This is a genomic window from Nocardia sp. NPDC003979, assembly GCF_053605015.1.
In genome coordinates this window covers 32,508-53,262 of sequence record NZ_JBSGIJ010000013.1, presented here as the reverse complement: position 1 = coordinate 53,262, position 20,755 = coordinate 32,508, and the positions used below count along the sequence as shown (strand labels likewise).

At 69.5% G+C, this 20,755-nt stretch carries 19 protein-coding genes; 9 read left to right on the top strand and 10 right to left on the bottom strand.

The features are described from left to right. Window positions 1–44: 44 nt before the first annotated feature. Together ACWEVR_RS24340 and ACWEVR_RS24335 are read left to right on the top strand one after the other, a co-directional pair. On the top strand, window positions 45–791 hold the full coding sequence (locus tag ACWEVR_RS24340; protein WP_452468861.1) for a hypothetical protein: 747 nt from the start codon (window positions 45–47) through the stop codon (window positions 789–791). A gap of 86 nt (window positions 792–877) precedes the next feature. Continuing rightward, on the top strand, window positions 878–2,035 hold the full coding sequence (locus ACWEVR_RS24335; RefSeq protein WP_452468860.1) for an acyl-CoA dehydrogenase family protein: 1,158 nt from the start codon (window positions 878–880) through the stop codon (window positions 2,033–2,035). Between the two features lie 36 nt (window positions 2,036–2,071). Here ACWEVR_RS24335 and hisF read toward each other — a convergent pair whose 3' ends face one another. The 3 genes from hisF to priA are packed head-to-tail and all read right to left on the bottom strand — an operon-like array spanning window position 2,072 to window position 4,432. After that, window positions 2,072–2,866, bottom strand: a complete 795-nt coding sequence (gene hisF / locus ACWEVR_RS24330; RefSeq protein ID WP_067498179.1) for an imidazole glycerol phosphate synthase subunit HisF — start codon at window positions 2,864–2,866, stop codon at window positions 2,072–2,074. A 5-nt stretch (window positions 2,867–2,871) separates the two neighbouring features. After that, entirely contained in the window at window positions 2,872–3,693 is an 822-nt protein-coding gene (locus ACWEVR_RS24325; protein ID WP_452468859.1) for an inositol monophosphatase family protein, read from the bottom strand. A gap of 7 nt (window positions 3,694–3,700) precedes the next feature. Beyond that, the gene (gene priA / locus ACWEVR_RS24320; protein WP_067644748.1) at window positions 3,701–4,432 is read right to left on the bottom strand and encodes a bifunctional 1-(5-phosphoribosyl)-5-((5-phosphoribosylamino)methylideneamino)imidazole-4-carboxamide isomerase/phosphoribosylanthranilate isomerase PriA; all 732 of its coding nucleotides are present in this window, start codon (window positions 4,430–4,432) and stop codon (window positions 3,701–3,703) included. A 382-nt stretch (window positions 4,433–4,814) separates the two neighbouring features. Between priA and ACWEVR_RS24315 the strand changes: the two genes are divergently transcribed. From ACWEVR_RS24315 to ACWEVR_RS24285, 7 genes are all read left to right on the top strand, one after another. Then, window positions 4,815–5,237: a hypothetical protein gene (locus ACWEVR_RS24315; RefSeq protein ID WP_067644751.1), complete on the top strand. Its 423-nt coding sequence runs from the start codon at window positions 4,815–4,817 to the stop codon at window positions 5,235–5,237. Between the two features lie 313 nt (window positions 5,238–5,550). Then, window positions 5,551–6,441: a LysR family transcriptional regulator gene (locus tag ACWEVR_RS24310; protein WP_452468858.1), complete on the top strand. Its 891-nt coding sequence runs from the start codon at window positions 5,551–5,553 to the stop codon at window positions 6,439–6,441. After that, window positions 6,438–7,367, top strand: coding sequence for a LysR family transcriptional regulator (locus ACWEVR_RS24305; RefSeq protein WP_452468857.1), 930 nt, complete (start codon window positions 6,438–6,440; stop codon window positions 7,365–7,367). The genes ACWEVR_RS24310 and ACWEVR_RS24305 overlap by 4 nt, the downstream gene beginning before the upstream one ends. Before the next feature lie 83 nt (window positions 7,368–7,450). Beyond that, complete coding sequence (locus ACWEVR_RS24300) at window positions 7,451–8,602, top strand: DUF2786 domain-containing protein (protein WP_452468856.1); 1,152 nt, start codon at window positions 7,451–7,453, stop codon at window positions 8,600–8,602. Between the two features lie 186 nt (window positions 8,603–8,788). Beyond that, window positions 8,789–9,577, top strand: coding sequence for a helix-turn-helix domain-containing protein (locus ACWEVR_RS24295; protein WP_452468855.1), 789 nt, complete (start codon window positions 8,789–8,791; stop codon window positions 9,575–9,577). A 368-nt stretch (window positions 9,578–9,945) separates the two neighbouring features. Further along, window positions 9,946–10,908, top strand: coding sequence for an alpha/beta fold hydrolase (locus ACWEVR_RS24290; RefSeq protein WP_452468854.1), 963 nt, complete (start codon window positions 9,946–9,948; stop codon window positions 10,906–10,908). Between the two features lie 37 nt (window positions 10,909–10,945). After that, on the top strand, window positions 10,946–11,299 hold the full coding sequence (locus ACWEVR_RS24285) for a cupin domain-containing protein (RefSeq protein ID WP_067644770.1): 354 nt from the start codon (window positions 10,946–10,948) through the stop codon (window positions 11,297–11,299). A 1-nt stretch (window position 11,300) separates the two neighbouring features. On the opposite strand, the gene hisH is transcribed toward ACWEVR_RS24285, so the two are convergent. The 7 genes from hisH to ACWEVR_RS24250 form a co-directional block, all read right to left on the bottom strand. Further along, a complete protein-coding gene (hisH, locus tag ACWEVR_RS24280; protein WP_067644773.1) occupies window positions 11,301–11,930 on the bottom strand; it encodes an imidazole glycerol phosphate synthase subunit HisH in 630 nt (209 codons plus the stop codon). Continuing rightward, window positions 11,927–12,541, bottom strand: coding sequence for an imidazoleglycerol-phosphate dehydratase HisB (gene hisB, locus ACWEVR_RS24275; RefSeq protein WP_452468853.1), 615 nt, complete (start codon window positions 12,539–12,541; stop codon window positions 11,927–11,929). Before hisB ends, hisH begins: the two co-directional genes overlap by 4 nt. Window positions 12,542–12,559: 18 nt before the next feature. Continuing rightward, a complete protein-coding gene (locus ACWEVR_RS24270; RefSeq protein WP_452468852.1) occupies window positions 12,560–13,687 on the bottom strand; it encodes a histidinol-phosphate transaminase in 1,128 nt (375 codons plus the stop codon). Then, window positions 13,684–15,021 carry a histidinol dehydrogenase gene (gene hisD, locus ACWEVR_RS24265; RefSeq protein ID WP_067644779.1) on the bottom strand — a complete coding sequence of 446 codons (1,338 nt, stop codon included), beginning with the start codon at window positions 15,019–15,021 and terminating at the stop codon, window positions 13,684–13,686. Before hisD ends, ACWEVR_RS24270 begins: the two co-directional genes overlap by 4 nt. A gap of 143 nt (window positions 15,022–15,164) precedes the next feature. After that, the gene (locus tag ACWEVR_RS24260; protein WP_084457573.1) at window positions 15,165–16,766 is read right to left on the bottom strand and encodes a serine/threonine-protein kinase; all 1,602 of its coding nucleotides are present in this window, start codon (window positions 16,764–16,766) and stop codon (window positions 15,165–15,167) included. Between the two features lie 88 nt (window positions 16,767–16,854). Continuing rightward, the gene (locus tag ACWEVR_RS24255) at window positions 16,855–18,594 is read right to left on the bottom strand and encodes a penicillin-binding transpeptidase domain-containing protein (RefSeq protein WP_452468851.1); all 1,740 of its coding nucleotides are present in this window, start codon (window positions 18,592–18,594) and stop codon (window positions 16,855–16,857) included. 46 nt (window positions 18,595–18,640) lie between these two features. Then, window positions 18,641–20,716: an acyltransferase family protein gene (locus ACWEVR_RS24250; protein WP_452468850.1), complete on the bottom strand. Its 2,076-nt coding sequence runs from the start codon at window positions 20,714–20,716 to the stop codon at window positions 18,641–18,643. Window positions 20,717–20,755 lie beyond the last annotated feature (39 nt).

Sequence of the window (20,755 nt, the reverse complement as noted above, 5' to 3'; positions counted from 1 at the left end):
CGTGCCGCGAGGCACAAGTTCACCCACGATCGATGAGGATCACCATGAAGATGTCAACCACGCTCGCGACGGCCGCCATGACGGCGCTTGCCCTGTGCGTCGGCTCCGCGAGCGCCCAGGCCGAGCCGACCCAGACCGAGGTCCACTACGAGATCAGCAGGCAGGGCGACGCGGCCGTGCTGTCGACGAACGACGGCAAACTGCAGGTCGTCGACGGTCAGCTCGTGCTCACCACCGAGGCCGATGTGCCCGTCGCGGCGCTGCCGCTGTCGTACCGGATGGACGACAAGGTCTTCCCGATCGCGGCGGCGATCGACGGTGACCGCGCCACCCTCACACCATCACGTGACGGCGGCACACCGGCCGAGGCGGCCACGAATGTCATCAGCCAGGATGCCGCGGTGCAGCAGATCGCCGAATCCTTCACCCCCCGTGACCAATCCGCGCTCGGTGTACTCGCCCAGCGGCTCACCATCGGCAGCGCGGTGGCCGCCATCATCGGCGCCGTGGTCGGCGGCGGGGTGGGCTGCCTGGTCGGCGGTGCGGCCGGTGCGACGATCGCCAGCCCCGTGATCGTGCTGCTCGTACCGTGGGTGGGCGCCACCGTGGCGGGATGTGTGCTCGGCGCGGCCACGCTCGGCGCGGTGGGCGGGATGGTCGGGCTGGTCACCGTCGGTGGTCCGCTGGCTTTGTTCGCCGCCTACCAGTACTTCTCCACCATCCTCGCGCCGTGCCCGGCCGAGCTGGGCGCCTACTGCAAGGACCCTGCGGTACCCGCGCCCGCGAAGTAGATCTCGTCCGCTGCCGGGCCGCGAACACGGGGGTGTTCGCGGCCCGGCCCGTGCGCACAGGCGCGCCGACAACAGGGGAATCGCTGATGCGCAGAACAGTTTTCGACGCCGAACTCGTCGCCTTCCGGGCCACGATCCGGGCTTTCATCGAAGCCGAGGTCGTCCCGAGCTTCGGCCGCTGGTACCAGGACGGACTCGTGCCGCGCGAATTCTATTACCGGCTCGGAGATCTGGGGGTCTTCGGTATCGAGGTACCGGTGGAGTTCGGTGGTGCCGGGCGTGACTCACTGGCCTATCGTGGCGTGCTCGCCGAGGAGATCGCCAGGGCCGCTGTCTCCTTCGGTGGGGCAGGCGCGCACCTGGGGCGCTGCCTGCCGTTGATCACCGCGCTGGCCACCCCGGCGCAGCAGGCCAGGTGGTTGCCGGGGATCGTCAGCGGTGACACGATGTTCGCCCTCGCGGTGGCCGAGCCGGGCACGGGCACCGAACCGGAGGGGATGCGCACCACCGCGCCACTGACAGCCGAGGGCAGCTATGTGCTGAACGGTTCGAAGACCTATGTCATCGGTGGGGTGCACGCCGATCGGGTCATCGTGTGCGCCCGCACCGCACCGCCGCGGCCCGACGACCCGTCCTACGGTCTTTCGCTGCTGGTGGTCGACACGAGCGCGGCCGGTTTCCTGGTGGGCAGGCGCCTCGACACATTGGGCCGCAAGGTCGGTGGCACCGCCGAACTCACCTTCACCGATGTGCGAGTCCCCGCCACCGACCTGCTCGGCGACCCGCACCGGGCCGCCGCTCACCTGGCCGCCCAGCTGCCGCAGCAGCGACTGAATATCGCGCTCGGCGCCTACGCCCGGGCCAAGGCGGCCATCCGCTTCGCCCGCGACCACACCCGCGACCGGCTCCCGGCCGCGCGCCCCGTCGCCGCCGTCCAGCACGGCAAGTTCGAACTGGCGGGCTGCCGGGCCGAGGTCGATGCCATCGAGGCCGTGATCGATCGTGCGCTCGCCGCCCACGACAGCGCGGCACTCGACCCGGCCCACGCCGCCTCCGCCGAACTCTTCGCCACCGAGACCGCGACGCGGGTCATCGACCGCTGCCTCCAACTACACGGCGGCGCGGGCTATCTCACCGACTCGCCCATTGCCCGCCTCTACGCCGACCACCGCGTGGACCGCCTCCAAGGCGGCGACACCTCCGACGCCCTGCGCACCGTCATCGCCACGGACATGGGTCTGTAGCACCGACGACGGAGACCGCCGAGGGTCGGCGCCGGGTCAGCGGACGGTGATGCCGTCGGCGCGCATGGCATCTTTGACCTGGGCGATGGTGAGGTCGCCGAAGTGGAAGACGCTGGCGGCGAGCACCGCGTCGGCGCCCGCGTGGACGGCGGGCGGGAAGTGTTCCACCGCGCCCGCACCGCCGCTGGCGATCACCGGAACGTGCACGGCGGCGCGGACGGCGGCGATCATCGGCAGATCGAAGCCCGCCTTCGTGCCGTCGGCATCCATGGAGTTGAGCAGGATCTCGCCGACACCGAGTTCGGCGCCGCGCACAGCCCATTCGACGGCGTCGATACCGGTACCGCGCTTGCCGCCGTGGGTGGTGACCTCCCAGCCGGACGGGGTGTCGGGCTGCCCGTCGGGCACGGTGCGGGCGTCGACCGAGAGCACGATGCACTGGGAACCGAAGCGCTGCGACATCTCCGAGAGCACCTCGGGGCGGGCGATGGCGGCGGTGTTCACCGAAACCTTGTCGGCGCCGGCGCGCAGCAGGCGGTCCACGTCCTCGACCGTGCGCACCCCGCCACCGACGGTGAGCGGGATGAAGATCTGTTCGGCGGTGCGGGTCACCACGTCGAGCATGGTCGCCCGGTCGCCGGTGGAGGCCGTCACGTCGAGGAAGGTGAGTTCGTCGGCACCCTGGGCGTCGTAGGTGGCGGCCAGTTCCACCGGATCACCCGCGTCGCGCAGGTTCTGGAAGTTCACGCCCTTGACCACCCGGCCCGCGTCCACATCGAGACAGGGGATCACGCGGACGGCCAGCGTGCTCTGCTGTGTGCTGGTACCCATCGTGTTCAACCTCGTTCTTCGTCGCTGACCGCGCAGATCATGTCAAGGAGTTCTTCGTGCACACCGGGTGCGGCGGCGAGCACCGAGCCGGAGGTGATGGTCCACGGCTCGCCCGCCAGGTCGGTGACCACCCCGCCCGCGGCCCGCACCAGCGCGACCCCGGCGGCGTTGTCCCACGGATGGTGCCCGAACACCACCGCGCCGCCGAGCACACCGGAGGCCGTGAACGCCAGGTCGATTCCGGTGGCACCGTGCATGCGGACCCGGGAGGACAACCGGCTCAGCGCGCCGAGCAGGTCGAACCGGAACTGGCCCGGGATGCGGCCGGCCGAATCCAGGTTGAACGCGCCGAAGCCGATCATGGCCTCGCCGAGTTTGCCGGGCGCCAGCGGCGGCAAGGCCACCCCGTCGAGATACACCGGACCGCCGCTGACGGCGGCGTACCGGCGGCCCAGCCCGGGCAGCCAGGTCGCTCCGATCACCGGTTCGCCCTCGTGCACCAGGGCGAGCAGGATGCCCGACATGGGATGTCCCACCGAATAATTGAAGGTGCCGTCGATCGGATCGAGCACCCAGGCCGTGCCCGACGTCAGCTCCGGCCCGCCGAATTCCTCACCGTGCACCGCGATTCCGGTGCGCTGCCGCAACTCGGCGGAAATGGTGCGTTCCAGTTCGAGGTCGAGTTCGGTGGCGAAGTCGTTGCGGCCCTTGGCGACCGCGCTCGGCGCGCCGACACCCTCGAGATAGCGCGGCACCACACCGTCCAGTACCTGGGTGGCGACGGCCAGCAGGTCGGACAGTTCGGCGGTGCTCGGCGCGGTGGTCATGGCGAGGTCAGCGCACCGCGGCCAGGGCCTCGGGCAGGGTGAACCGGCCCGCGTACAACGCCTTGCCGATGATGGCGCCTTCGACACCCTCGTCGGTGAGGCCGGCGATGGCGACGAGATCGTCGAGCACCGAGATGCCGCCGGAGGCCACGACGGGCGCCTCGGCGGCATTGGCCACCTGGCTGAGGAGTTCGAGGTTGGGGCCGGTGAGCGTGCCGTCCTTGGAGACGTCGGTGACCACATAGCGTGCGCACCCGTCGCGTTCGAGGCGCTCGAGGACCTCCCAGAGGTCGCCTCCGTCGGTTACCCAGCCGCGCCCGCGCAGCCGCCATTCGCCGTCGATCTGCTTGACGTCGAGCCCGACCGCGATCCGGTCGCCGTACTCGCCGAGTACGCGGGCACACCACTGCGGGTTCTCGATCGCCGCGGTGCCGATGTTCACGCGCGCGCAGCCGGTGGCCAGGGCGGCCTTCAGCGAGTCGTCGTCGCGGATTCCGCCGGAGAGTTCGACCTTCACGTCGAGTTCGCCGATCACCTGGGCGATCAGCTCACGGTTGCTGCCCTTACCGAAGGCCGCGTCGAGGTCGACCAGGTGCACCCATTCGGCACCGGCCTCCTGCCACGCGAGGGCGGCGTCGCGGGGCGACCCGTATCCGGTTTCGCTACCGGCCTCCCCCTGCACGAGGCGCACGGCCTCCCCATTGGCGACATCGACCGCGGGCAACAGCACAAGACTCACGCCGATCAGACTAGTAGGTCTCGCTCCGTGGGCCCGCAACGGTCCTGGTCGGTGCGCTCCGCGTCACTCCACCCGCTCCGGCCGCCTGCCGGAATCACACACCAGGTCGTGTGCCACAAGTTTGCCCGATTTCCGAAGTCCATTAGCCAGCTATGCGCCAGACCTTATGTGATCGATCGAACAGACCGGGTTGACCTGCGGAAACATTCTGTTTACCAAGTATTAATGGTGATAATCACCACGTGGAATCAATTAGCAATTCGTTTCCCGCATCGATTAACTTTCCATTTTGTCGGCAGGAACACCAACCCCTACCGAGTTCATCGCCGCACCGCCCCTTTGCGTTACCAGCCTGTGATTGCAGGCACCGAAAGGAAATCTCATGACTCGCAAGACCCTCGCTGTTGCCGGTGCCCTCGCCATCGCCGTGCTCGGTCCCGCCGCCGCCGCCAACGCCTTCACCGGCTCGGCCGCCGCCGCCACCGGTTCCGCCGCCCTGGGTGCCACCGGCTCGGCCGCCCTCGGTGCGACCGGTTCCGCTGGTGCGGGCGCCGCGGGTGCCGGTGCCGCCGGTACCGGTTCCGCCGCCGCCCTGCCCGCTCTGGCCACCGGTTCGGCCGGTCTCGGTGCCGCGGGCACCGGCTCGGCGGGCCTCGGTGCCGCCGGTACCGGTTCGGCCGCCGCTCTCGCGGGCCTCGAGGTGCTCGAGACCGGCAGCTCGGCATTCGACAGCCTCACCAGTGGTGGCGCCAACATCGTCGACATCCTGCTCGGCGCGCGCGAACTCAACACCCCCGCCGAGTAATTCGGTGTAGCCGGACTTGCCGACCACTCCCCTCAGGTCGGTGTCGAATGCGGTGACGTGCCAGACGCACGTCACCGCATTCTTTTGTCTCCGAATACATTTCCGCCTGAGAAATTGCCACCATATTTGCGGCAGGATTACCGATTCCGTTGTCGGTGCCCGGCCGACAGCTGATCAGCACCGGGCACTGCCCGATTCGGCGCTGTCGGCCAGTCGGGCGGGTGCCGGTGAGGCGGTCGGAGCGTGACACAGGCGAACACCAGGCAAAATACTCACCGGTCGGTAAAGAACCTTTACCGATGAGAGGTGATGGATGAACTGGCAAGAGATCGAAACGTTCCTCGCGGTGGCCGAGGAACTGCACTTCGGGCGAGCGGCGGATCGGTTGCTGCTGTCGCGGGCCCGGGTGAGCCAGTTGGTCCAGACACTGGAGGCCCGTGTCGGCGCACCTCTGCTCGAGCGGACGAGCCGTCGGGTTTCCCTGACGCCCTTGGGCATTCAGCTCCGCGACGACCTGCTCCCGCACCACTGCGGCGTACTGGACGCGGTAGCGGAGGTGACCGAAACCGCGCGCGGCATCGACGGCGTGCTGCGAGTCGGTTTCTCCAGCCCGCTGGCGGGCAAGCTGCTGATCGGGGCGGGTGATGCCCTGCGCGCACGCCACCCCGGCTGCACTCTCGATATCCGCGAGGTGCAGCTCTCCGATCGCTACAGCGCGTTGCGCTCGGGCGAGCTGGATCTGCAGCTCATCGAATTCCCCGCCACCGAACCCGACCTGGTGTGCGGTCCGGTGCTGCTGCGCGATGCCCGGGTATTGGCGGTGTCCACCCGCAATCCGCTCTCGCGGCGACGCTCGGTCACCGTCGAGGATCTGACCGGAGAGACCGTGCTGTTCATCGGTGGGGTGCCGGGCTACTTCCTCGATCACGTGGTTCCGCCGGTGACTCCCGCCGGGTCGCCGATCCGCCGTTCGACGACGACACGGTACTGGCAGGAGTTGCTGGCCCACGTCGCCGCGGATATCGGTGTCACCGTGACGGCCGCCCAGGGCATCGAGTACTACCCGCGACCCGACCTGGTCTACGTACCGTTCGAGGAGCAGGCGCCGATCGAATACGGTCTGCAGTGGCGCGCGTCGGGTCTGTCGGCGCGTGCGGCGGCCTTCGTGCGCACCGCCGTGAAGTGCGCCGGGAGCACACGATGAACTGGCAGGAGCAGGAAACCTTCCTGGTGCTGGCCGAGGAACTGCACTTCGGGCGGGCGGCGGAGCGGCTCGCGGTATCACGCGCCCGGGTGAGTCAGATGATCCACACCGTGGAACGACGCATCGGCGAACCACTGTTCGAGCGGACGAGTAGACGGGTGTCGTTGACCCCCTTGGGAACTCAGCTGCGCGACACCCTCGCCCCGCATCACCACGGCATTCTGGCCGCGCTGGCCCGAGCGGCCGACAGCGCGGGTGCCGCGGAGGTGTTGCGGGCCGGCTTCACACACCCATTGGGCAGCGAGATGCTGATGTCGGCGGCCACGGCGTTCCGCGCCGAGCGGCCCGCGTGCACGGTGGAACTGCGTGAGGTCCAGCTGTCGGACCGGTTCGGCCAGCTGCGGCGCCGCGAACTCGACCTCGTCTTCCTCGAGTACCCCGCCGTCGAGCCGGATCTGGTGAGCGGCCCGGTCCTGTTGCGTGACGCGAAGGTCCTCGTCGTCCCGACCTCCCACCCCCTGGCCACCCGCACCTCGGTCTCCGTGGCCGACCTGGCCGACGAAACCCTCCTCACCGCACGGGGACTGGCGGGCTACTTCCTCGACCACCACTTCCCCACCCACACCCCCACGGGCCGACCGATCCATCGCTCGATGACCATGCCGTACTGGCAGGAAGTGATGGTCCAGGTGGCAGCGGGCAACGGCATAGCCCTCGCCGCCGCCCAAGCCGGCCACTTCTACCCCCGCCCCAGCCTGGTCTACCTCCCCTTCGACGATCTCCCACCCATCGAATACGGCCTGGTCTGGCGCGCCTCCGGTTTGTCGCCTGCCGGCACCGCCTTCGTCCGCACGATCACCGAGACCGTTCGCACCTCGGCCGAACCGGTGACAGCTTCCGATGCGGCGGGCGGCCCTGATCGGTGATAACGCAGGGGTACGAGGCCTACCGAGCGGAAAATCCAGCCCGCTTGTTGGCCGGACCGGGCGCGGGAGACGATCGGTAGACCATGGCCAAACAGAACCGTCGGCGTCGCACCGGACGCAAGCCCGCTCCGCCGACCGCTTTCGACGCGCTGTCGGGTGATCCGGCGACCATCGCCGAGGCGATCATCGCCGCTGCCGCGCGGGGCGGGGCCGAGTCGATCGGCACGGTGACTGTTACCGACGAGCTCGCCGCAGGGGTCGAACTGGCAGGTCGGCGGCTCATTGCCCACGCCTCTGAGCTCGGCTGGCTGCCGGGCGACATCCATCAGGCCGCGCGCCGACGCCTCGACGAGTTCGCGGTGGGGTATCTGCTGGATCTGATGGCGGCGCACCATCCCGATGCGAGGTGGGACGCAGAGCTCGACGAGCTCGGTGCCTCTGTCTGGTGGACGACTCCCCACCTGCGGGCGTGGGCCGATCGTGCCTTGCTCACCGGCAGCGCGGCGCTGACAACGGTGATCGAAGCGCTCGCGCTGTTGCTGCGACTGCCGAAGCTCGAATCGTCCGGGCCGGTCCGGCCTCGGCACGGTGTGGACGAGAAGGTGCTCGGTCGGGTGCGCGGTCTGCTCGCCAAGGCCGAATCCACCTCGTTCCCCGACGAGGCCGAGACGCTGTCGGCCAAGGCACAGGAGCTGATGACCAAGTACGCCATCGATCACCTGCTGCTCGAGCCGTCGAGCGATCTCCCCGCCACCCGTCGCATCTGGCTCGACACGCCCTACACCGATGCCAAAGCGCTGCTCATCGACCGGGTGGCGCACGCCAATCGGTGCCGCGCCATCTTCGCCGCCGAATGGGGATTCGTCACCGTGGTCGGCGACGACACCGACCTCGACCTCGTCGAGCTGCTGTCCACCTCCCTGCTGGTCCAGGCCACCCGCACGATGATCGACACCGCCGACACCGGCGAATCCCGCTCCCGCCACTACCGCAAAGCCTTCCTCACCGCCTACGCGACCCGCATCGGCGAGCGCCTCACCGAGGCCACCGACACCACGATCGCCCACGCTCCGAACCACCTCCTCCCCGTCCTCGCGGCCCGGCAACACCAGATCGACAAGGCCTTCGACACCTACTTCCCCACCGCCCGCGCCAAAGGCATCACTATCCGCAGCGCCGAAGGCTGGGCCGCAGGCACCGAAGCCGCCACCGAAGCCCGCGTCGACCCCTCCTGATCGACATATAGCCGGTCAGTACGGGTTTCGACCTCATCTGTGCGGCGTGCCCATCGATCCCGCCATCTGGGTGGCCGCCCATACCGCCTCTAAGACGCCACGACGGTCGACACGCCCCGAGCGTGTGCAGCGCCCCGCTGCGGCTGATCGGCGGCGCATACGTCACCACCCACCTACGCTGGTGAGATGCGCCCGATCGTGTCCGAAGCGGAACTGGGTGGGGGCTGGGAGGTTGCGACTCCCGATTTCAATCGGGTTCCGGGCGCGATGATGGGCGGGTTCCTGGAGCGAGTCGGGACAGGCGCGCCGATGCGGGTGTGCGCGCGGCCCGAGGTGACCGTCGTGATCCAGTTCTGCGATGCTCCGCTGCGGGTCACAGCCGGTGGTGAACAGCGGCAGCTCGGCGGTGTGGTCGCCGGACTGGCACCGGTGCCGCAGCAGGTGACGGCCGACCGCATCGAATGCCTCGAGATACGGCTGTCGCCCCTGTCCACGCGCGCTCTGCTGGGCGCCGCTCCCTCCGAATTGCGCGGCGAGGCGGTCGATCTCGACGCCGTGTGGGGACGCGAAGCAACCCTACTGCGCGAGCAACTGTCCGAAACGTCCACGTGGGCAGGGCGATTCACCATTCTGACGGCATTCCTCGCCCACCGCGAACCAGTCGGCGCCGCCGATCCCGAGGTAGCGGCATGCTGGAACCGCATCGTCGCCACCGGTGGCCGAGTACGGGTGCAGGAACTGGCCGAGTGGACCGGGTGGAGCCGGCAGCGACTGTGGTCCCGATTCACCGCACAAGTAGGTGTCACCCCCAAGCAGGCCGCGAAGATAGTGCGATTCCGGCACGCACTGGATCGCCTCGCCGCCGGACAACCCGTGGCAGACGTCGCCGCGATCTGTGGCTACGCCGATCAGCCCCACCTCCATCGCGAGATCGTCGCTTTCGCCGGCACCACGCCGCGCACCCTCGCCAACTGACCAACCGACGCACACACACCGCAACCCGCACACACCACGCCGCGACGACCGCCTCGGCCGAACGGCGCCTGGCGATCGCCAGGCCACCCGGCGTCATCTCGCACGACATCCCCGCGGCCGCCAATCCCCACACCTCATCGCGCACCGGCGCACCCACAACTCATCGCGCACCAACGCACCAACGCACCAACGCACCAACGCACCAACGCACCAACGCACCAACGCACCAACGCACCAACGCACCAACGCACGGACGCACGGACGCACGGACGCACGGACGCACGGACGCACGGACGAGCATTGCACTCCGCACCGAAAGCGGACATTCGTTCAAGACCTACCCGCGTTCCCCGCGCGACAGTTGATCCATGACGCCCTCTCTCGACAATCGGATTCGCGCGATCGAACACCGGGTTGCCAGCGCACACGGTCTGACCATCACCGAACATCCACTGCCGCAACGTGATCCGCGTGTCAGAGTGCTCAGCGTCGGCGCGGGAAGTCCGTTGATCTACCTCAACGGCATCACCGCACCGGCGCTAGGCTTCGCACCTCTACTGTCCGAACTCCCCGGTTACCGCCACATCCTGGTCGAATTCCCCGGTCACGGACTGGCCCCTGCACCGCAGTGGACCGGCCCTTCACTGCGCGAATTCGCCGTCACCACGCTGACCGGAACTCTCGACGCACTCGGCCTGCCGAAAGCAACCATCATCGCCAACTCCCTGGGCGGCCTGTGCACATTCTGGACAGCATTGGACGCGCCCGACCGAATCTCGCGCGCCGTACTCGTCGGCGCACCGGCTACCGCCCTCCCCGGCGCCCGGCCCGTTCCCGCGATGGTCTCCCTCTCCACCCCGCTCCGTGGCCGGATGGAACAGGCGCTCATGGGACTGCCCTCACCCCGGTTCCTCGCCGAAGCCGCCCTGAGCGAGGCCCTCGGCGAGCAGGCGGTCGCCGCCATGTCGGACGACCTCGTCGACCTGCACCGGCTCCCCCTCCGCCGACCGGGTCAAGCCGCCGCCTATCGCTCGCTGCTGAGGCGGCTACTCGACGGCCGTACACCGCGCCCCGAAAACATCCTCACCCCAACAGAATTGAGCCGACTCGACATCCCCTTGCTCTTCGTCTGGGGCCGCGACGACGTCATCCTCTCCCCCGCCGACGCTCTCCCCAGCATCGAACACATCCCCACAGCGCACCTCGAAGAAGTCCCCGGCGGCCACAACCCCTGGTTCGACGACCCGGCCGCCTGCGCCACCCCGATCCACGCCTTCGTCACCACCGGGCACGGCTCCGAATCCGACCCGGCACCCCACCCGCTCCACTGACGATCACCGACCGAACCCGTCCAAGAAGGGCCGAACCATGCGCAAACACGACCCCATCACCACCGCGAAAACCCTCGCCCAGTTCGACTTCCGCGAACTGGCCCCGTTCAACACCGGAGCGTTCTGCATGTATCACGGCGCCGAACTCCCCGGCTCCGACTGGGAACTGCACCCCGACACCGACGAATTCCTGATGGTCCTGCACGGCAGTGTCACCGTGGAGATCCTCACCGACGACAGCAGTCACCGAAACCGGCTCACCGCAGGACAATTCGTCGTCGTGCCGAAGGGCCACTGGCATCGCCACCTCGACATCGACAACGTCGTGGAGCTGTACTACACCCCGGGCGAGACGATCGAATCCACCGCCGCCGACCCCAGGCTCGGCTGACCTACAGCGACCCGATCCAATTGCGCAGCAACTGAGCACCCGCGTCGCCGGACTTCTCCGGGTGGAACTGGGTGGCCGAGAGCGGACCGTTCTCGACGGCGGCGAGGAACGGCACACCGTGCTCGGCCCAGGTGAGTTTCGGCGGCGGAATGTGGTCGGCTTCGGGCAGTTCCCACTGCTGGGCCGCATAGGAGTGGACGAAGTAGAAGCGGGTGTCGGCGTCCATGCCGGCGAAAAGGGTGCTGTCGGCGGGCGCTTTCACCGTGTTCCAGCCCATGTGCGGCAGGACGGGGGCCTCGAGCCCCGCGACCGTGCCCGGCCATTCACCACAGCCCTCGGTCTCCACCCCGAACTCGACACCCCGGTCGAACATGATCTGCATGCCGACGCAGATGCCGAGCACCGGGCGTCCACCGGCCAGTCGCTGCCCGATGATGCGTTCACCACGCACCGCGCGCAGCCCGGCCATGCAGGCCGCGAACGCGCCGACACCGGGGACGACGAGCCCGTCGGCCGCCAACGCCGCGGTCGGGTCGGCGGTGACCTCTACCTGGGCACCGGCTCGCACCAGCGCGCGTTCGGCGGAGTGCAGGTTGCCGGAACCGTAGTCCAGCAGCACGACGGATTTCACAGCACACCTTTCGTGGACGGCACACCGCTCACGCGGGGGTCGATCTCGACGGCCGCTCGCAGAGCCCGTGCGACAGCCTTGAATTCGGCCTCGGTGATGTGGTGCTGGTCGCGCCCGTAGAGCACCCGGACGTGCAGGGCGATCCGCGCGTTCTGCGCGATCGACTCGAACACGTGCTTGTTGAGCACCGTCGAGTACGAAGCACCGGGGCCCGCGCTCGGAATGACGGTGTGCACCAGGTGTTCCGGTTCGCCGGTGAACACGCAGTACGGCCGGCCCGACACGTCGACGGCGGCGTGGGCGAGGGTCTCGTCCATGGGAATGAAGGCGTCGCCGAACCGGCGGATGCCCTTCTTGTCGCCCAGCGCCTGCCCGAGGGCCTGCCCGAACACGATGGCGGTGTCCTCGACGGTGTGGTGCGCCTCGATCTCGATATCGCCTTCGGCGCGCACCACCAGGTCGAACCCGGCGTGGGCGCCGAGGGCGGTGAGCATGTGGTCGTAGAACGGCACACCGGTGGAGATCTCGGTCTTGCCGCTGCCGTCGAGGTTCAGCTCCACCAGGATCGAGGATTCCTTGGTGACCCGTTCCACCCGCGCTGTTCTGCTCATGGTCTGTTTCTCCACGCTTTAGTGAGTGAGGTCGGTGGCGGCGATATCGCGGCTCACGCGCAGGAACTCGTCGTTCTCGGCGGCGAGCCCGATGGTGGCGCGCAGGTAGCCGGGAATGCCGACATCGCGGATGAGTACCCCGGCGTCGAGGTAGTGCTGCCAGGCGCGGGCCGCGTCGGTGAACCGGCCGAACAGCACGAAATTGGCGTCGCTGGGGATCACCTGGAACCCGAACGAGGCGAGCGCCGCGGCGACCCGATCACGCTGGGAGGCCAATTCGGCCACACTGGCAAGGGTTTCGTCGGCGTGGCGCAGGGCGGCGCGGGCGGCGGCCTGGGTGACCACCGAGAGGTGATACGGCAACCGGACGAGCAGGATCGCGTCGATCACGGCGGGCGAGGCCGCCAGGTAACCGAGGCGGCCGCCGGCGAAGGCGAACGCCTTGCTCATCGTGCGGGTGACGACCAGCTTGGTCGGGTACCGGTCGATCAGGGTGATCGCGCTCGGCGCAGCCGAGAACTCCCCGTACGCCTCGTCCACGACCACGATGCCCGGTGCGGCGTCGAGCACACGCTCGAGGTCGTCGCTCGGGACGCTGTGCCCGGTCGGATTGTTCGGGCTGGTCACGAACACCACGTCGGGACGGCGTTCGGCGATCTGCGCGACGGCGTAGTCGATGTCGAGGGAGAAGTCGCTGCCGCGCGCGGCCTCGAGCCATTCGGTGTCGATGCCCTCGGAGATGATCGGGTGCATCGAGTACGACGGCACGAAACCCAGTGCGCTGCGACCCGGTCCACCGAAGGCCTGCAACAGCTGCTGCAGGATCTCGTTGGAACCGTTGGCCGCCCACACATTGCGGGTGTCGACGGCGACACCGGTCTGGCGGGTCAGGTACTCGGCCAGATCGTGGCGCAGCGCGACCGCGTCCCGATCCGGGTAGCGGTGCAGGTCGGCGGCGGCCGCCCGCACCGACTCGGCGACATCGTCGACGAGCGCACGGCTCGGCGGGTGCGGGTTCTCGTTGGTGTTGAGCTGCACCGGCACCGTCAATTGCGGTGCGCCGTACGGAGATTTGCCGCGCAGGTTGTCGCGCAGCGGCAGCTGGTCGAGGGTCGCCGAGGCGCCGGGCACGGTGGGGGTGCTCATGACAATGCCTCGAATCGCGCCTGCACAGCCTGGCCGTGCGCGGGCAGGTCCTCAGCATTCGCCAGGGCCACAACGTGTCCGGCGACATCCTTCAGCGCCGCCTCGGTGTACTCCACGATGTGGATGCCGCGCAGGAAGGTCTGCACGCTCAATCCCGAGGAGTGCCGTGCGCAGCCCGCGGTCGGCAGCACGTGATTGGACCCGGCGCAGTAGTCACCGAGACTCACCGGCGCCCACGGACCGACGAAGATCGCGCCCGCACTGCGCACTCGTGCCGCCACGGCCGACGCGTCGGCGGTCTGGATCTCGAGGTGTTCGGCGGCGTAGGCATCGACCACCCGAAGCCCCTGGGCGATGTCGTCGACGAGCACGATCCCGGACTGCTTGCCGCTCAACGCTTCCCGCACCCGGTCGTGGTGCTTCACCACGGCCAACTGGGCATTGACGGCGGCATCGACCGCGTCGGCGAGGGCGACGGAATCGGTGACGAGCACGCTGGCGGCGAGCACATCGTGCTCGGCCTGACTGATCAGGTCGGCGGCCACGTGCACCGGGTCGGCGGTGGCGTCGGCCAGCACGGCGATCTCGGTGGGGCCCGCCTCGGCGTCGATACCGACCAGGCCGCGGCACAGCCGCTTGGCGGCGGTGACATAGATATTGCCCGGTCCGGTGATGAGGTCGACCGGCTCCAGCGCCGCACCGTCGGTATCGGTGCCGCCGTAGGACAGCAACGCCACGGCCTGCGCGCCACCGACGGCCCACACCTCGTCGACACCGAGCAGCGCGGCGGCCGCCAGGATCGTCGGGTGCGGCAGCCCACCGAACTGCGCCTGCGGCGGCGAGGACACCACCAGCGATTCCACGCCCGCGGCCTGCGCCGGGACGACGTTCATCACGACCGAGGACGGGTACACGGCATTACCGCCGGGTACGTACAGGCCGACCCGTTCCACCGGCACCCACTTCTCGGTGACGGTGCCGCCGGGCACCACCTCGGTGACCGAGTCGGTGCGGCGCTGATCGGCGTGCACCTTCCTGGTCCGCTCGATGGCGACCTCGAGCGCGGCGCGCACGGCGGGGTCGAGGGCGTCGAGGGCTTTGCCCAGCTCGGCGACCGGCACCCGGACCGCGCTGGGGCGGACACCGTCGAACTTCTCGCTGTAGTCCAGCGCGGCTTCGGCGCCCCGGTCGCGGATGTCTTCGACGACCGGCCGCACATGATGCAGCACCGAGTCGACGTCGACCCCTCCGCGCGGCAGCGCGGTGCGCAGCTCGGCGGCGGAGGGAGTACGACCGCGCAGATCGACGCGGGCGAGCTCGATGCGGGGAGTCATATCGGAGTGCGGTCCTGTTCTGTGCGTGGCATCAGGTCAGGTACCAGCCTAATGGGCGGCAACCACCGCTTTTCCGCCACATCCTCCTCGCGCGCCGATCCGCCCGTGTGTATCGGGCGGACCAGCGGTTTTCGGCGGCTGAGCTAGCGGGTGTCGCCGTCGATGCGTAGGTTCCCGTTGTAGTTCACCACGCGCATGACCATGGACTTGGTCTGGCCGTCGATGGTGATGCTGGCCAGGCGCATATCGGTCGAGCCGTCGGCGTTGTTGCCGCTGACGGCGGTGATGCTGGTGAAGCTGGTGATGACGCGCGAGTTCCAGTACTGCCGGAACTCGGCCTCGCTGCCGTACACCTGTTGCGCGGCGGGGGTGAGCATCGACCACGACCCGGCGGGATCGCTGAAGAAGTTCTCCACCAGCAAACCGGCCGAGCCGATGTTCACGGTGCCGGTATTGGGCGCCTGACCCAGCGCGGGGATCGCCGAGGTCGTCGTCGGCGCGACAGCGGCCTGGGCCGTCGTCGTCGAATTCGCCTGCACCTGAGGCGAATCGGAGTCCGACCCACTCATGGCACTGATCGCGACGGCGATCGCGGCGATCACCGCACCAACACCCGAGCCGATCAGCACCGCACGGCCCTTGCCCGGCTGCTTGCGGGGCGCGGGGGCGGGCTGGGCCTGGGTGGGCGGATGCGCGGCGGTGTCGTAACGCGGCTGCGGGCGCGGCTGCGAACGGATCTGACGGGTAGCCGCGCTGGACGCACCCGCGTGCGAGGCACGCCTGCCGCCGGACTGCCGGATCACCTGCGTGGTCGCGGCCGAATTGCGGCGGCCGTACGCCTCGCTGGCGGGGACGAATCCCGCGGGCACCGCGTCGGCATCGTCGGCGAAGGCGGCCAGCGCGTCGCGGGCCTCGGTCATCGTCGGACGATCGAGCGGTTCCGGGTTGAGCAGGTCGAGCAGGAAATCGGTGGCCGGACCGGCATTGTGCGGTTCGCGCACCTGGCCGTTGGCGGCCGCGTAGAGCACCGCGAGCGGGTTGGCGTTGGCGCCGTAGGGCGGTTCGCCTTCCAGCGCGTGGAACAGGGTGGCGCCGAGGGCGAACACGTCGGCGGCCGGTGTCGGGTCGGCGCCGCGCGCCACTTCGGGCGCCAGGTACGCGGCGGTGCCGCAGATGAGGCCGGTCTCGGTGAGGGTCACATCGCCCGCGGCCCGCGAAATGCCGAAGTCGGTGATCTTCACCTCACCGTGCTCGCCGAGCAGGATGTTGCCCGGCTTCACGTCGCGGTGCACGAGCCCGGCCTGGTGGGCGGCGATCAGCGAGGACGCCACCTGCTCACCGATGCGGGCCACCTCGAGCAGCGGCAGCGGGCCCTTCTGTCCCAGTTCCGCGGCGAGGCTCACCGACTTCAGGTACTCCATCACCAGGCACGGATCACCGTTGTGCTCGGTGATGTCGAAAACGACGATGGCATTGGGATGCTGGAAGCGTGCCGCGTTGCGTGCTTCGCGAATCGCACGCTGGCGCAGCACATCTCGCTCGGCCTCGGGCAGGCTCGGCTTGATGTGGATCTGCTTCACCGCAACCGAGCGTTGGAGGCGTTCGTCGACAGCGCGCCATACAACGCCTGTGCCGCCGCTACCAATACGCTCGACCAGGCGGTAATGCTCCGCGATCTTCTGACCGGTATCGATGGCGCCTACTCCGAACCTTCTCGAAATTGTGACATCCCGCGTATTGACCATGGGTATGGCCCGCCGACGAGTGTAGCTCGACTGGTGGTGACCGCGTGCGGCAGCGGGGGGATTGCACGCCTGCGGAGAGTGAGATGGCTCATCGTGTCACACGAAGCATCCTGCCCGCCGACTCGACCGCCGGTCCGGAGCTGCCCGCGTCGGCGACGAACACCGCGAAGGCGAGGTCGCCACGGATTCCGACGAACCATCCGTGTGCGTGTTCGTCGTCGATGTACTCGGCGGTGCCGGTCTTGCCGAGCAGGCCGGGGATGTCGCGCAGGGCGGTGGCGGTTCCGGCGCTCACGGTCTCGGCCATCATGGCTTCCACCTGCGAGGTCACCGCGGCGGGCACCGGTTCGGTCCGGCGATCGGCGGTGCCAGGACGACCGACGACGACCGACGGCGCGGGCGCGGTTCCGTGGGCGAGCGAGGCGGCGACGAGCGCCATCCCGAACGGTGACGCGGTGACCGTGCCCTGCCCGATGCTCGCCTCCACCTGCTGCGCCGGATTCTGCGCGGAGGGAACTTTCCCGGTGACTGTCGTCAAGCCGGGTGTCACATAGTCCACGCCGAGGCCGAGTTGCGCGGCGGCCTGGGTGAGCCCGTCGGCGGGCAGGCGCACACCGAGCTGCGCCATCGTCGTGTTGCAGGACCGGGCGAAGGCGGTGTGCAGCGGCACGTCACCGAGGTCGAAACCGTCGTCGTTGGGGATGGTTCGGCCCTCGATGGTGGCGCGGCCGGGGCACGGCAGGACGGTGTCGGCGGTGACACCGCCCGCCTGCAACGCGGCCGACACGGTGACGGTCTTGAACGTCGAACCGGGCGGGTAGAGCCCGGTGAGCGCGATGGGGCCCTGCGCGTCGGCGGGTGCGTTCTGCGCGACGGCGAGCACCTCGCCCGTCGAGGGCCGCAGCGCCACGATGGCGGCGGGCGTCGGCACGGGCGCCAGCGCGCCTTCGGCGGCGTTCTGCAGGTCGATGTCGAGGGTGGTGGCGATGTCGGTGGTCGCGGTGGCGTCGGGACCGGCGATGCGCTGGGTCCCCGAGGGGGTGTGGGCGCGTACCGCCCAGCCCGCCGCGTCGTCGGCCTGGTGCTGCCACAGTTCGGCCAGTCCGGCCAGGGTCGGTGCCGCGAGGGTCTTGTCGACGGTCAGCAGCCTCGGCTGCGGTGCGAGGGTCACACCGCGCAGCCCGGTCAGCGTGTCACGAACCGGTGCGATGTCGGCCTCGCGCAGGGCGACCGCGGTGATCGGTTTGCCTTGGGCCGCATCGAGATCCGCTCTCAGGGTGGTTTCGGTGACGCCGTGCGGCGCGAGCGCGGCGGCCACGGCGGGCAGGTCGGCGTCCGGGGCGACGGTCACCAGGGTGACCACCTGTTCGGTCATCAGCTCACCACCGCTCGCGTCGAGTACGCGTGCGGGTTTCGGCGGGACGGGGCTGTAGCTGAGCGGGCCGAGGTCGAGGCCGGGCGCCACGGTGGCGGGGTTCCAGTCGATCGTCCAGTCGTTCTCGTCGGCCGTTCCGGTGCTGGTGTAGGTCCATTCGTCCTGACCGCCCGTGCCGAGCTTCCAGGTGGATTCGAGGGTGAAGCTCGCCTCGTCGGTGGCGCTCACCCGCACGGTGTCGTTCTTGCCGAGGTTCTCGAACAGGGTGGTGAGCGTCTGGCGGGCCTGGTCGGGCGCGTCGGTGAGGGCCGCGGCGGCCGCCGCGTCACCGCTGCTCAGGGCCTTCGCGAAGGCCTCGGCGACGGCCTGTGGCTGGTCCGGTCCGGACGAGCACGCGACGGGCACGACAGCGAGCGCGACGAGCAGGACCGATGCCTTGCGGGGTATGCGCACCGGTCCGAGGGTAGCCGGATCCGCGGCGCGCGTGGTGATCTCGCTCTCACCACCAACCGGTGACGGCGGCGATCTGGCGGCCCAGTTCGGGGGCGAGTGATCGGGCGTAACTGGCGGTGAGGTGGTGTTCATCGCGATAGATCAGCACATTGCCCTCGACGACCCGGCAGCGTTGCGGGCGGCACACGGCGTCGGAGAGATCGAGCAGGTAGATGTTCGGATAGCCGGCGGCCGGTGCGGCGGCCGGGTCGACCGCGTCGAGCGCCTCGGCGCGGTCCATCCCGCAACTGTCGGGGTCGCCGCGATGCGCCAGACAGTCCGGGGCCCGGTAGAACACACCGTCGCGTCGCAGCCGCGGCGTGTCGCGCAGGGCGAGCACATTGAGCCCGCGATCCTGCAGCGCCGACCACACCTCGAGGTATTCGCCGGGCACCTCGTCGCCCGGTGCCTCCTGGCGGTAGCGGGTCGACAGCGTGACCACCCAGTCCGGTTGCTCGGCGGCCAGCCGGTCGAGCACTTCCACCGACCACTCGTGACATTCGGGGAAGGGCCATTCGGCGTAGGACGGCTCGTCGACCAGCACCAGCGGGCACCCTTCCTTGAGGTAGGACACCACCCGGAAGCCGTGTTCGGCGCCGAGCACCTCGAGTGCCGGCAACCAGTGTTCGGAGTGCGAGCCGCCTACGAGCGCGATCGAGCGGGTGGCGTCGGGGTCGCCGTAGACGCAGGTGCGGACCTCGCGGTTGGGCGTGATGCACCCGTCGGTGGTCGGCGACGGGGTGTCGACGTGACCTTCGAACACGGTGGGCCGCATGGGCGCTTTGGGGAATTCGGCGCCGGAGAGCAGCGCGGTTGCGCCCGGGTAACGCAGGCTGTCGAGGTTTTCCGGTGGCACCGCCGGGTTGGCGAACAGCACCATCTGCCAGCCGAGGGCCGAGGCGAGCACGGCGACCGTGAGCGCCCCGACGAGCGTCCCGGTGGCCCGGTGCGGCGGTGTCTCCTGACCACGCGGCCCCATCCGCAGGGGCGCCTCGATCCAGCGCGCGGTGGCATAGGCGGGGATCAGGGAAACACCGATCACCACCAGCCCGTCGACGACACCCGCATCGGTCCGCCCGGTCTCGCCCAGGTAGAAGATGAGAATCGGCCAGTGCCACAGGTACAGCGGGTACGCCATCGCACCCAGTTCGGTGCACACCCGTCCCGACAGCAGCCGGGTCGCGGTGCCCGGTGTGGTGCCCGATCCGAATCCGGCGGCGATCACCAGGCAGGCGGCGGTCACCGGCCACAGGGCGGCGACGCCGGGAAACTGGGTGGCGCCGTCGAAGAGCGGACCGCACGCGAACACCATGAGGAGCCCGACCGCAGCCGCCAGGCCGCGCAGCCGGGTCGGCAGGCGCAGCCACGGCGCGGCGACGGCGAGTACAGCGCCCGCGAGCAGTTCCCACCCGCGCGCGAGACTGTCGTAATAGGTCCAAGCCTGATGGTGGCCGGTGCCGACCGCGGCGTACCAGAACGAGAGCAGCCCGATTCCGGTCAGCGCCGCGATGAGGGTCGCCCGGTCGGCCCTGCCCCGGCGGCGCAACCACGCCCAACCAGCCAGGAGCGCGAAGATCACCAGGTAGAACTGTCCCTGCACCGACATCGACCACAGGTGTTGCAGCGGGCTCACGGTCGGGTCGGGCGCGGTGTAGTCGAGTTCGGCGACGGCCAGATACCAGTTCTGGACGTAGAACATCGAGGCGAGAGTCTGCGCGGCGGTTTCGCCGAGCAGGGTGTAGGGCCGCAGGGTGATCGTCGCGACCGCGACCGCCGCCAGCACGACGACCAGCGCGGGGGTGAGTCTGCGCAGGGTCCGGCGCGCGGTCTCGGTGGCGGCCACCCGGCCGCTGCGTTCCACCCCGCGCACGATCGCGCCGGTGAAGAAGAAGCCCGAGAGAACGAGGAACACGTCGACGCCGCCGGAGACCCGGCCCGCCCACACGTGGAACGCCACGACCAGCGCGATCGCCACGCCGCGCAGCCCGTCCAGGTCCGACCGCCAGCCGGGCCGGGCAGCGGCCCCGCTCGAACGGACCCCCTGCTCCGGCTGTCCCGGCAACGCGAAATGAACCTTCGGCACAAACGACCCCACTGAATCGGACCCCACCGCAGCGATCGG

What these genes read in the sequence shown, in the direction of transcription:
- ACWEVR_RS24340 (WP_452468861.1), top strand. Translation starts at nt 45, where the DNA reads ATGAAGATGTCAACCACGCTCGCGACGGCCGCCATGACGGCGCTTGCC.
- ACWEVR_RS24335 (WP_452468860.1), top strand. Translation starts at nt 878, where the DNA reads ATGCGCAGAACAGTTTTCGACGCCGAACTCGTCGCCTTCCGGGCCACG.
- hisF (WP_067498179.1), bottom strand. Translation starts at nt 2,866, where the DNA reads ATGGGTACCAGCACACAGCAGAGCACGCTGGCCGTCCGCGTGATCCCC.
- ACWEVR_RS24325 (WP_452468859.1), bottom strand. Translation starts at nt 3,693, where the DNA reads ATGACCACCGCGCCGAGCACCGCCGAACTGTCCGACCTGCTGGCCGTC.
- ACWEVR_RS24315 (WP_067644751.1), top strand. Translation starts at nt 4,815, where the DNA reads ATGACTCGCAAGACCCTCGCTGTTGCCGGTGCCCTCGCCATCGCCGTG.
- ACWEVR_RS24310 (WP_452468858.1), top strand. Translation starts at nt 5,551, where the DNA reads ATGAACTGGCAAGAGATCGAAACGTTCCTCGCGGTGGCCGAGGAACTG.
- ACWEVR_RS24305 (WP_452468857.1), top strand. Translation starts at nt 6,438, where the DNA reads ATGAACTGGCAGGAGCAGGAAACCTTCCTGGTGCTGGCCGAGGAACTG.
- ACWEVR_RS24300 (WP_452468856.1), top strand. Translation starts at nt 7,451, where the DNA reads ATGGCCAAACAGAACCGTCGGCGTCGCACCGGACGCAAGCCCGCTCCG.
- ACWEVR_RS24295 (WP_452468855.1), top strand. Translation starts at nt 8,789, where the DNA reads ATGCGCCCGATCGTGTCCGAAGCGGAACTGGGTGGGGGCTGGGAGGTT.
- ACWEVR_RS24290 (WP_452468854.1), top strand. Translation starts at nt 9,946, where the DNA reads ATGACGCCCTCTCTCGACAATCGGATTCGCGCGATCGAACACCGGGTT.
- ACWEVR_RS24285 (WP_067644770.1), top strand. Translation starts at nt 10,946, where the DNA reads ATGCGCAAACACGACCCCATCACCACCGCGAAAACCCTCGCCCAGTTC.
- hisB (WP_452468853.1), bottom strand. Translation starts at nt 12,541, where the DNA reads ATGAGCAGAACAGCGCGGGTGGAACGGGTCACCAAGGAATCCTCGATC.
- ACWEVR_RS24270 (WP_452468852.1), bottom strand. Translation starts at nt 13,687, where the DNA reads ATGAGCACCCCCACCGTGCCCGGCGCCTCGGCGACCCTCGACCAGCTG.
- hisD (WP_067644779.1), bottom strand. Translation starts at nt 15,021, where the DNA reads ATGACTCCCCGCATCGAGCTCGCCCGCGTCGATCTGCGCGGTCGTACT.
- ACWEVR_RS24260 (WP_084457573.1), bottom strand. Translation starts at nt 16,766, where the DNA reads ATGGTCAATACGCGGGATGTCACAATTTCGAGAAGGTTCGGAGTAGGC.